Raw genomic sequence first — 12,142 nt, forward strand, 5'->3', positions numbered from 1 at the left:
GTAAACGATTAAGTAAAACTGAATTAAATTTACTATAAAATATGATTAAAATGCTTAAATAAGTTTACGTAAACGGTATTAGCGTAAACTTATAATATATAATTATAATTCTTGGGGGGATTTTTTATGAATAAAAAAATTAAAACTTTTTTAGTAACTGCTTTAACATTAACACTTAGTTGCTCCTTGTTAGCTGGTTGTGGTAGTAGTTCATCAGGAAGCGATAGTAAAGTAAAACTAGAGTTGTTTTCAAATAAACCTGAAAATAAAAATATACTTCAAAGCATGATTAAGGAATTTGAAAATAAAAATCCCAATATTACAATTACCCTTACTGATCCACCTAAAGCTGGTACCGTTTTGAAAACAAGGCTTACTAAAAATGATATGCCAGATGTATTAAGTATAGGTGGAGATTCTACTTATAGTGATCTTGTAAAAGCTAATGCCTTAGAAGATTTAAGTAATGAAAGTTTTAGTAAGGAAGTACAAAAGCCATATATTAATATGCTTAATCAACTTGTAAGTAATAAAGACACTAAATTATATGGAGTACCATATGCTACAAATGCTGATGGCGTAATATATAATAAAGATATATTTAATAAATTAAACTTACAGATCCCTAAGACTTGGGATGAATTTATGACTGTAATTAAAAAAATTGAAGCTTCTGGACAATTACCTTTTTACTTTACACTTAAAGATTCATGGACAGGAATGTGCTTCTGGAATATTTTTGCAAGTGACTTACAGCCTGATAACTTTCTTCAAAACAGAAAAGCCAATAAAACTACTTTTGCAGCTACACATGGTGAAGTAGTTAATAAAATGCTTGAATTAACAAAGCATGGTGAAAAAGGTATATTGGGTGTAAGTTATGATGATGGAAATGCAGCTTTTGCACAGGGAAAGGCAGCAATGTATCTTCAGGGGAACTGGGCAATAAATGAAATAAAAAAATCTAATTCTAGTATAAATCTTGGAATGTTCCCATTACCAGCTTCAAATGATATTAGTAAAAATAAGATAATTTCAGGTATAGATGTATTATTTGCAGTATCTAATAAATCAAAACATGTACCTGAAGCTAAGAAATTTATAAAATTTATGCTTGAAAAAGAAAATGCACAAAAATATATAAAAGACCAATTTGCTTTTTCTGCTGTAAATGATGTTGTGCAAGGAGATGAAAGTGTTAAGGGTGTTCAGGAATACTTTAAAAATGGACAAATAGGAGCATATCCAGATCACTATTATCCAGTTGGACTAGATGCTGCAACTGTAGTACAAAGTTTATTTAATAATAATGATAAAACAAAATTCTTAAAAGACCTTGATACTGAATATGATAAAGCTAATAATCAATAAAATAGTACAAGGTAACATAAAAGTTATTTGAGCAGCAGCTTATTACTCTTACAGAGTAGGATAAAGATGCTTTAGGATATTGTTGTTTTGCGTTAGATGAAATCAAGTTATATTTTTTCCGTTACCTGTTAAAATGTTTACTTAAAAGCTTTTAATAGCGTTAACGGAAAAAATTAACTGTAATTGTGCATTGATTGTAGCTTAAATGAAAAATAAAAGTGGGGTGAGAGTTTTGAAAATGAAAGTAAAAAGAATGGGTACATTTTATCTAATGATAATACCAGCATTTTTGTTGTTTTTTATTTTCCACACAATGGCACTAATTAAAGGTATTTTTTATAGTTTTACAAATTGGCAGGGCTATGGTACATGGAATTTCATAGGATTAAAAAATTATATAGGGTTATTTAAGGATAATAACATATTTAATGCATATGGATTTACCTTTAAATTTGCAATTGTAACAACAATTATTGTTAATGTACTAAGCCTGGCAATAGCAATGGGATTAAATTAGAAAATAAGATTTAAAAGTACATTAAGATCATTGTATTTTTTGCCCAATATACTTGGAGTTTTAATAGTTGGTTTTATATTTAATTTTATTTTTGCTCATATTTTACCAGGTGCTGGACAGAGCCTTCATATAGCTTCATTAAGTCAAAATATATTAGGAAGCGAAAAACTTGCATGGCTTGGTATTGTATTTGTAACAGCATGGCAGTCGATAGCTTTTAATACAATAATATATATTGCTGGGCTTCAGACTGTTGATGATGATATATATGAGGCATGTGAAATAGATGGTGCAAATGCATGGCAAAAGTTTAAGGGAATAACTTTTCCATTAATAGCACCATTTTTTACAATAAATATGGTTCTTTGTATGAAAAATTTCCTTATGGTATTTGACCAGATTATGGCAATGACAGGAGGGGGACCAGGAAGAGCAACTCAGTCAATTTCAGTTCTTATATATACAAGAGGATTTCAAAATGGAGAATTTGCATATCAGTCTGCTAATGCTGTAATATATTTCTTTGTTATTGTAGCTATATCCTTATTTCAACTTAGAATCCTTGAAAAGAGGGAGGCGAAGATACAATGAAAAGAAACAAAACAAATTGGCCTTTAACGATATTGCTTATAGTAATTGCAGTAGTGACTATAATATTTCCATTATATATCACCATTGTAATAGCCTTAAAGGTTCCAAAGGATATGGTGCCATCAGCTATATCTTTTCCTAAAGCATTGCATTTTGAGAATTTTCCAAAGGCTATAAGGATGACAAATTTCTTTACTGCTTTAAAAAATAGTTCATTAATAACAATATTTACGCTTATATTTACCATTATTACTAATTCATTTGTAGCCTATGCTATAGCAAGAAATAGAGATAAAAAAGTATTTAACCTATTATATTATTATTTTGTTAGTGCAATGTTTGTGCCATTTCCTATAATAATGCTTCCACTTGTTAAGCAGGTAAGTCAATTTCATATGGATAATATAGCGGGAATTATATTTTTATATGTTGTATTTGGTCTGCCGTTTAATGTATTTTTGTATGTGGCATATATAAAGTCCATACCGATGTCTCTTGAAGAAGCAGCAATAATAGATGGAGCAACAACCTGGCAAGTATTTTTTAGAATAGTATTTCCTATGTTAACGCCAATAAATGCTACAGTTGCAATTACAACCTGCCTTTGGACTTGGAATGATTTTATGTTGCCATTGGTTATTTTAACAAAACCTGAATTGCAAACTTTGCCGTTAGTTCAGTATGTATTTCAGTCTCAATTTAGTACAAATTATAATTTAGCATTTGCATCATATATTCTTGCATTGTTACCGTTAGTTGTAATATATGCATTTGCGCAAAAATGGATTATATCAGGAGTTACTAAGGGGGCAATAAAACAATAGAAGGAGTTGATATAATGAGTAAAAAGTGGTGGAAAGAAAGTGTAATTTACCAAATTTACCCAAGAAGCTTTAAAGATAGTAATGGTGATGGAATTGGAGATATAAAAGGTGTGATTCAAGGACTTGATTATTTAAAAAGGTTAGGAATTAACATAATATGGTTATCACCAGTTTATGAATCACCTAATGATGATAATGGATATGACATAAGTAATTACAGAGCTATAATGAAGGAATTTGGTACCATGGAGGATTTTGATCTTCTTTTAAAAGAGGCACATAAAAGAGATATAAAAATAGTAATGGACTTGGTAGTAAATCATACGTCTGATGAACATCAATGGTTTAAGGAAAGCAGAAAATCAAAAGATAATAAGTATAGGGATTATTATATTTGGAGAAATGGTAAAAACGGACAGCCACCTAATGACTGGATTTCATTTTTTAGTGGTTCAGCCTGGGAATATGATAAGACAACAGAAATGTACTATCTGCACTTATTTTCTAAAAAACAAGCTGATTTGAATTGGGAAAATGCTGAAGTGAGAAAAGAAGTTTTTGATATGATGAAATGGTGGCTTGATAAGGGAATAGACGGTTTTAGAATGGATGTTATAAGTCTAATAGCAAAGGATATAGATATTGATGATGAAAAAGATTCCAAAGTAGTTATGCCCAATATCCCTAATATAAATAATGAAAGAGTGCATAAATTTTTGCAGGAAATGAATAGGGAGGTTTTAAGCAAATACGACATTATGACAGTTGGAGAAACACCAGGAGTAGATCCACAAGAAGCCCTGAATTTCGTTGGAAATGATAGAAACGAACTTAACATGATATTTCAATTTGAGCATGTAGGAATAGGGGATGGACCAGATGGAAAATGGGGGAAAAGTGAATTTAATTTAAAAGAATTTAAAGATATAATGTCAAAATGGCAGGATGTACTTGAAAATGGTGGATGGAACAGCTTGTACCTAAGTAATCATGATCAACCAAGATCAGTTTCAAGATTTGGCAATGACACAGAATATAGAGAAGAATCAGCTAAGATGTTAGCTACATGCATTCACATGATGAAAGGGACACCTTATGTTTACCAAGGCGAAGAACTTGGAATGACGAATGTTAAGTTTGACAGCTTAGACGATTATAGAGACATAGAAACCATTAATGCATATAAGGAATATGTTGAAAGTGGCAAGAAAACTAAAGAAGAAATGATGGAGGCAATTTATAAAAGAGGTAGGGATAATGCTAGAACTCCATTTCAATGGGATGATTCTGAAAATGCAGGATTTACTGAAGGAACACCGTGGATAAGGGTTAACCCAAATTATAAGACCATAAATGCTAAGTCACAATTAGATGATGAAAACTCTGTGTTCAATTATTACAGAAAACTTATAGAATTGAGAAAAAAATATGAAATTATAGCTTATGGAAAATATAAACTTATTCTTGATGATGATAAAAACATATATGCGTATTTAAGAAAATTGAATAATGAAACACTGCTTGTAATGTGTAATTTCAGTGATAAGAATTCAAAATTTACTTTGCCTGAGGATATAAAATACAATAAAAAGGAGGTGCTTATTTCAAATTATAATGTTAATTGTGATGAAATTGAGAAGATTGATTTAAAACCGTATGAAGCTAGAGTATATTTGCTTATAGATAGATAAGTTGAAAGGTCAAAATTGCAAGTTACAAGTTTGTCCTATTAAACCGGAAGTTGTGAAGTAACAATGCTTCGTTGCATACACATACGTGGGGCTTGGGATGTAATCCCATTATCCTTCTAGAATAAGATAAAAGTACTTTTAATAATAAATCCTATAAATCTAAGTGGTATTTTAAGCGAGTGCTTGCCTAAGGTATAGAAGGATAATGGGCAAAGCCCAAACCCCGTGTATGTTTACTCGCCATCGCTCAGACAGATTGAAATATCTAAGCATTTTACAATTTTTGAACCAAGATTTATTAGAATCTTTTTAAATCGTTCCTTCAGCATTGTTATTTCACTCCCACGGTATAATACAAGGGAAAAATTTCTCCGTACCTACTGAATTTTGGTGTAAATCTTTATAATCCATCATTTAAAGAATTTATAATTGCTTTTTATTGTAAAATCTCGTCAGCGGTGTATTTTTCGTAGAGAATCGGAGAAAAATATTCCTTGCTTTTTCGGGCTAAGTGAAGTGATGTTGACTTGGGATGGTTTAAATAAAGCTTTATAAATCTTAGAATTTTAGGATTTATCGTCTTAGATTTATTAGCTTTATTTAATATCCCAAATCAATATCACCTCGCTAAATTCCAGTTTATCTATATTAATGCCTTAAAAATTAATCGCTGAAAAATCAAAATAGATTTTCATAATTAAGAAGATTTATTTATGAAAAATAGTGAGGTGTAAGTGATGTTAAAAAGTAAAATATTTAAAATGACTATTTTTTTACTTTGCATTGTATTTATTGGCGTTTACACAAAAACAGATACTAAAGCTGAAGGAACTGCTAAAATTGTTAACAGGGTTTACATGGATAAGTCTAGGTATAATCCTGGGGATTCGGCCTCTATTTCAATAGATGTATCTAATACAATGGGCAGCGATTGGAGCGGAAAATTAAATATAGATATAATGAGTAATGAAAGCATTGTATATTCAACAAGTAAGACTATTGCACTAGGTAATGGAGCATCAAATACAATTACTTTGAATTGGAATGTGCCAAAGGATGATTATAAGGGATATATGGTTAAAGTGTATACTGGAAGCAATGATTTTAAAACATCGGCAATAGACGTATCAAGCAGTTGGACTAAGTTCCCAAGGTATGGTTATATACCTGACTTTGACAATACTATATCTAAGGATGATGTGAATAAGCAAATAAATTCTTTAACACAAGATTATTATATAAATTCCTATCAATTCTATGATTGGATGTGGAGACATGAAAATCCAATAAAAAAATCAGATGGTGTAAATGTTGATGCAAGCTGGCAGGATGCATTTAATAGAAACATTACTTGGAGTACTATCCAAAATTATATAAATGCAGTTCATAGTAAAAATTCTACAGCAATGGCATATATGATGGCTTATGCAGCTAGAGAAAATTATTCAAGCTATGGGGTAAGCCCGGCTTGGGGTATATATAAATATAATAACAATACATTAGGTCAGATAAATGATCCTTTTGTTACAGGAACCTCTATATGGTTTTTTCAGCCATCTAATACAAACTGGCAAAATTATATCACTAATGCATATAAGGATTGTATAAATACTGGTGGTTTTGATGGAATCCAAATGGACCAGATAGGAGAAATGGACAATGTATATGATAGTAATGGAAATAAATATGATCTTCAGAACTCATTTTCTAGCCTAGTAAATGCAGCAAAGAGTAAACTAAAAAGCAACAATCCTAGTAAAAGTTATGTTGATTTTAATTTGGTTAATGGCTCAGTAGGAGGATGGGCAGTTGATGATGTAACTGATAATGCAAATGGAGATATTAATTTTAGCGAATTATGGGATAAAGCAAGTAATTATAACGATATTAAAAACTATGTTCAAAGATTAAGAAGTAATAAAAAAGGAACAGTTCTAGCAGCATATATGAATTACTATGAAAACTTAGGAAAAAGGTATGAGGCAGAAGATGCAAGTTTTTCAGGTCCAGATGTAGCAAATAATCATCCGGGTTATAGTGGAACAGGATTTTTAGAGAACTTTGCAAAGGTTGGAGATAATGTTACTTTTAATATAAGTGTAGACAATGATATGACTTATGCTCTGGATTTTCAATATTCTTCTGATGCAGATAAAGCAACTAGAACTGTTTACGTAGATGGAAATAAAATTGGACAAGTAAATTGTCAACCTCAAGGCGGATGGGATAAATACGCATTTGATGCATCTATAAGCACATATTTAGCTAAAGGAAATCACACAGTTAAAATATCATATGATAGTGAAGATTCGGGGGCAATTAATTTAGATTGCTTAACCTTAGGCGAATTTGATGAAAATTCTGTAAGGTTGGCAGATGCAGCAATTCAAGCAAGTGGTGCTTCACATATTGAAATGGGAGCAGGATTAGATGGTGCTATGATGCTTCCAAGTGAATATTATCCAAATAAAAGTAAAGTTATGAGTCCGACTTTAAGGGAAGCAATGAAACAAAACAATAAATTTATAACAGCATATGAAAATTTACTTTTTGATACAGATATAACTTACGGTGATGGAGGAAATCAATATATAAGTATAAATAATGAAGCTGTATCAGGTGACGGAACTAGCGGCACAATATGGCATATGACAAGAATGAAAAATGATTATGATATTTTGCACTTAATTAATTTATCCAGCAAAACTAACAGCAAATGGAGAGATAGCACTAGTACTCCAAAGCTAAAAACTAATTTGAATGTTAAATATTACCTATCAGATACTGCCAATATTTCAGGCGTATATGTAGCTTCACCAGACAGCAATGAAGGACTTAGCCAGCAATTAAACTATACAGAAGGAACAGATAATGTTGGACATTATATTTCATTTACAGTACCAAGTCTTCAATATTGGGATATGATTTATATAAAGAGAAATATTTCTACACCAAGTAATAACACATATGAAGCTGAAGGTGCTATAAAAACAAATGTAACCACTAATACAAATCATGTTGGCTATACAGGTAGTGGATTCGTAGATGGTTTCGTAAATCCAGGAAGTGAAGTTACTTTTCAAGCTAATATCCCTCAGGATGGAAACTATTCGTTGAATTTTAAATATGCAAATTGTACAGGAGGAAATGCAACAAGACATGTGTATATAGATGGATCGTATGCAGGTACTATAAATATGGCAAATTTGAAAGATTGGGATACTTGGGGGACTTCATCAGTAACGGCTAAATTATCATCAGGTATTCATACTATTTGTATTTGTTATGACTCATCTGATAAAAATGCTATAAATTTAGATAATTTATCAATTAATTAAGTTTTATTAAATGTAAAGCACCTTGAAATTCATTTGTATAAAAATTTGTCCTCTTGGCATTTGAATATACATGAATTTCAATAGCTGGACCACTCTAGTTGTGATTTAGATACTAATATAGTGTTGTTAGAATAGCTCTATACAATGCTATATTATTATAAATATTAATCATTGGGGAGGAAAATATATGAACAGATTAAGAAAAAAGATTACCTCAACAATAACTAGCACAGTGTTTATTTTTAGCTTTTTCTCTAGCACGGCATGTTTTAATGCAAGCAAGGTAAAAGCTCAAGTTTATCCAGAGACTACTTATGAAGCTGAGACAAGCACCAAGTACAATGTAACTACAGATAATAATCATCCAGGATATACTGGAACAGGCTTTGTGGATGGCTTTGGTGAAGTTGGTGATTACTTAGAATTTCCAGTATCAGTAGCATCAACGGGTGATTATACTTTAAGATTTAGGTATTCTAATTTTACAGGAAAAACTAACATCAGAGAGATTTATGTTGACGGAAAATTTGTAAGCAATGCATACTTTAAGGACACGGGAAGTTGGGATACTTGGGAAACTACTGATGTAGGAACTAATTTAACAGCTGGTAGCCATGTAGTTAAAGTTGCAGTAAATAGCAGTTCAGATGGTTTTATAAACTTAGATAATCTTGTTGTTACTACTAAAAATGTTTCTGTAAGAAGTTTATATATGTCAAACTGGAATAACATGATGGCTATTTGGCAGGCAAGTAAATTGAGTGATAATGATACTACAAGTGGGAGCGGTCCAAGATTATCTGAAATTAGATATTCTGATAATTGGGGTGTAAATCAGATTAAGGATTATGATGGATTTTTCCGTGATGAAACAAATAGCGTAAAATATGATCAAATTCATAATTTTGATTCTGAAGCATATTATGATGAAAATGGTACATTGCACAACAATTATTTAAAGTATAATGATAAAAATTTACCTGGAATGGAAATATCAAAGGACTATGTTATGGTGCCAAACCAAAATTTAGTTGTAGTAAGGTATACTTTAAAAAATACTGGTGATAAGGATTTAACTTATAGTGTACTTGATATGCTTCATCCAAGTAATACATCTGGAGGTAGTATTTCTTCTAATTATGATTCATCTAGAAATGCTATAATTATAAATAGAAGCAATTCTGGACAACCTTATATGGCATTAGGAGCATTTACTAAACCATCCTACTATCAAGTAGCTAATGATGCTGATTCAAGTTTGCCAAGTACAACTTGTTCACCATGGTATACCTTTGACAATAATGGTACTTTAAACAATAATTCAAGTGTTACAGCTAATGATGTATCTACAGCTTTTGCACAAAAAGTAACAGTACCTAAGGGAACTACACAAAATGCATATTTTTATGTAGCTTTGGGTTCAAGTTTAAATGATGTTCAAAATATTTGTGATACTGCTAGAAGTAACCAAGGAGATTATTGGTTTAATAATACTGCACAAAGTTATTCAAACTGGTTTAGTAGTAAAAAAGTACCTAACTATGCTGATAGTGATTTAACTTCTGTTTATAAAAGAAATCTTGTTATGATTAAGAATTCTATAAAACCAGGAACTTCAACAGATGATGGTGCAATGCCAGCCACAACTAACCCTTTAAATTATAGTTACAAAATATGGTCAAGAGATTCTGCAGTGACAGCAATGTCTTTAGATGCAGCAGGTTTTACAGATGAAGCTGCAAAGTATTGGAATTGGTTAGCAGCTAGGCAGAATGCAGATGGAAGCTTCCACACTTGTTTTAATTTGTGGGATAATACGAATGCACAATTTGTTGAGCCAGAAAATGATGCCATAGGTTTCTTCTTGATTGGCGCATATAAGCATTACTTAGATACAGGAGATAAAACTTTCCTTAATAATATTTATAATTCTATGAAGAAAGCATCTTCTTATATAACTACTAATATGGATCAAACGACAGGATTTGGACCAGCTGATAAGAGTATATGGGAAGAAGGAAATCAGTCTGAAGATTACACTTATACGCAAGCTGCTTATGCAGAAGGTTTAAAATGTGCTTCTATGGTAGCTTCAACTGAAGGTGACAGTACTTTAGCAGATAATCTTAACGGTGCAGCTAGTACAATAATGACTGCAATTAATAGGGATGATACGAGTTCAGTAAAGGGACTTTGGAATGCTGCTGGTGGTTATTATGATAGATGTATAAATGCTGATGGCACAGCAAATACCATGGAAGATACTTCAACAGATATATTATTTGCACTTGGATTGATAGATGTAAATTCTTCAAGAGCGGCTAGCCATATTAACAAAATGGAAAAAGATTTAGCTGTTGATGAGTATGGTTTGCCAAGGTATGCAGGGGATACTTTCTATTACACTTCACAGTGGAGTCCTTCAGGTAATGAAGCCTTAGAAGCTTCACCATCATGGCCTCAAATGACTATGTGGGATGCAGTATATCAAGCTTACAGTGGAAATAAAACAAAAGCATATGACATGCTTGAATGGTTTAAGCATAGGACAGGCAGTGGCTTTATGGTTACAGGAGAAGCTACTAGTAATGTCACAGAAGCACCTTTAGTTAGTACGGCTTCAGAGCCAGTTACAGCAGCATCATATATTCTTGCTAGTTTGGCTTATTCAGGCCAAAATGATATGAGAGTATATCCATCAGAATGTAATGCTGGTTGCTATAAGTCTATCAATGTTACAAATGGGGCAAGTGATGATTGGAGTCAGTATAAATATGTGCCTTATTATTTAGGAACACCAGAAAATGGTTCAGACACGGATATTAAAAAAGTATATATAAGTAATGATGCAAATAATATATATATAAGGGTAAATAATGCATCAGGAACACTTACTTCGGATACAACTTCAAATAATTTTCAGGTTAGTGCATACACTGAAGATTTTGCGAAGACAGCATCAACAACCACTAATTCACAGTACGGTACTGGACTTAATAGAAATATGGCGTATATGTTTACTAGAAAAAATACAGATAAAGGATATGCAAAGTATACTGTAAACAACGGACAGTGGGTTCAAAACAAGAACATTACAAGTGTTATAGCACCACAATGGGATTCAAGTACAGGTGGAATTGAACTTGTAATACCAAGGTCAGAAATTGGTTCACCAGCTAATGATGCTTGGGGTCATATAACTATAGTTTTATCAAAATATGCAAATAGCTCATGGTCTGATGAAAGCACTTTAAGGTTAAATTATAGACTTACATCAAACTCTGAAGCTTGGTTGTATGGTAATTTTGAATAAAAAAGAGGATGTAGCACTAAAAATTAATTCAATAGTAATTTAAAAATATTGCGAAGTAATAATGCTTCGTTGCATACACATACGTGGGGCTTGGGATGTAATCCCATTATCCTTCTAGAATAAGATAAAAGTACTTTTAATAATAAATCCTATAAATCTAAGTGGTATTTTAAGCGAGTGCTTGCCTAAGGTATAGAAGGATAATGGGCAAAGCCCAAACCTCGTATATGTGTATATTCATTGCCTTCCGAGCATAGCGAAGTAATGTTGATTTGGGATGGTTTAAACGAAGCTTTATAGATCAAGGCAAATCCACATTCATTCTACTCTCTACTCTTCTTCAAATTACAGTCTATAGGAATAAATTTGGTATTAGTAATTTAAAGCTTCCAGATTGTTTATCTATAGGAGCTTGGTACAATATAAAAATGATACGTGTAAGTATAGGGTATAATAACTCCTCAACACTGTGAGGAGTTATCAAGAAAGATCGCATA

Annotated in this window: 5 protein-coding genes and 1 pseudogene; all 6 read left to right on the forward strand. The window is 31.7% G+C overall.

Translation table 11 applies throughout. The features are described 5' to 3' along the window. Positions 1 to 126 precede the first annotated feature (126 nt). Positions 127 to 1,371: an ABC transporter substrate-binding protein gene (locus ACJDT4_RS04005; RefSeq protein WP_406786246.1), complete on the forward strand. Its 1,245-nt coding sequence runs from the start codon at positions 127 to 129 to the stop codon at positions 1,369 to 1,371. A 238-nt stretch (positions 1,372 to 1,609) separates the two neighbouring features. Continuing rightward, positions 1,610 to 2,479 (forward strand): annotated as a pseudogene (locus ACJDT4_RS04010) (carbohydrate ABC transporter permease). Then, positions 2,476 to 3,303, forward strand: a complete 828-nt coding sequence (locus ACJDT4_RS04015; RefSeq protein WP_406786247.1) for a carbohydrate ABC transporter permease — start codon at positions 2,476 to 2,478, stop codon at positions 3,301 to 3,303. Before ACJDT4_RS04010 ends, ACJDT4_RS04015 begins: the two are co-directional and overlap by 4 nt. Positions 3,304 to 3,317: 14 nt before the next feature. After that, a complete protein-coding gene (locus ACJDT4_RS04020; RefSeq protein ID WP_406786248.1) occupies positions 3,318 to 4,994 on the forward strand; it encodes a glycoside hydrolase family 13 protein in 1,677 nt (558 codons plus the stop codon). A 737-nt stretch (positions 4,995 to 5,731) separates the two neighbouring features. Then, positions 5,732 to 8,332, forward strand: coding sequence for a glycoside hydrolase family 66 protein (locus ACJDT4_RS04025; protein ID WP_406786249.1), 2,601 nt, complete (start codon positions 5,732 to 5,734; stop codon positions 8,330 to 8,332). A gap of 187 nt (positions 8,333 to 8,519) precedes the next feature. Beyond that, complete coding sequence (locus ACJDT4_RS04030) at positions 8,520 to 11,645, forward strand: CBM35 domain-containing protein (RefSeq protein WP_406786250.1); 3,126 nt, start codon at positions 8,520 to 8,522, stop codon at positions 11,643 to 11,645. Positions 11,646 to 12,142: the final 497 nt, after the last annotated feature.

It is taken from the genome of Clostridium neuense, from assembly GCF_045310695.1.
Taxonomy (GTDB): domain Bacteria; phylum Bacillota; class Clostridia; order Clostridiales; family Clostridiaceae; genus Clostridium_S; species Clostridium_S neuense.

Excerpts from the sequence above, each read along its gene's own strand:
- ACJDT4_RS04015 (WP_406786247.1), top strand. The coding sequence starts at position 2,476 with ATGAAAAGAAACAAAACAAATTGGCCTTTAACGATATTGCTTATAGTA.
- ACJDT4_RS04020 (WP_406786248.1), top strand. The coding sequence starts at position 3,318 with ATGAGTAAAAAGTGGTGGAAAGAAAGTGTAATTTACCAAATTTACCCA.
- ACJDT4_RS04005 (WP_406786246.1), top strand. The coding sequence starts at position 127 with ATGAATAAAAAAATTAAAACTTTTTTAGTAACTGCTTTAACATTAACA.
- ACJDT4_RS04030 (WP_406786250.1), top strand. The coding sequence starts at position 8,520 with ATGAACAGATTAAGAAAAAAGATTACCTCAACAATAACTAGCACAGTG.
- ACJDT4_RS04025 (WP_406786249.1), top strand. The coding sequence starts at position 5,732 with ATGTTAAAAAGTAAAATATTTAAAATGACTATTTTTTTACTTTGCATT.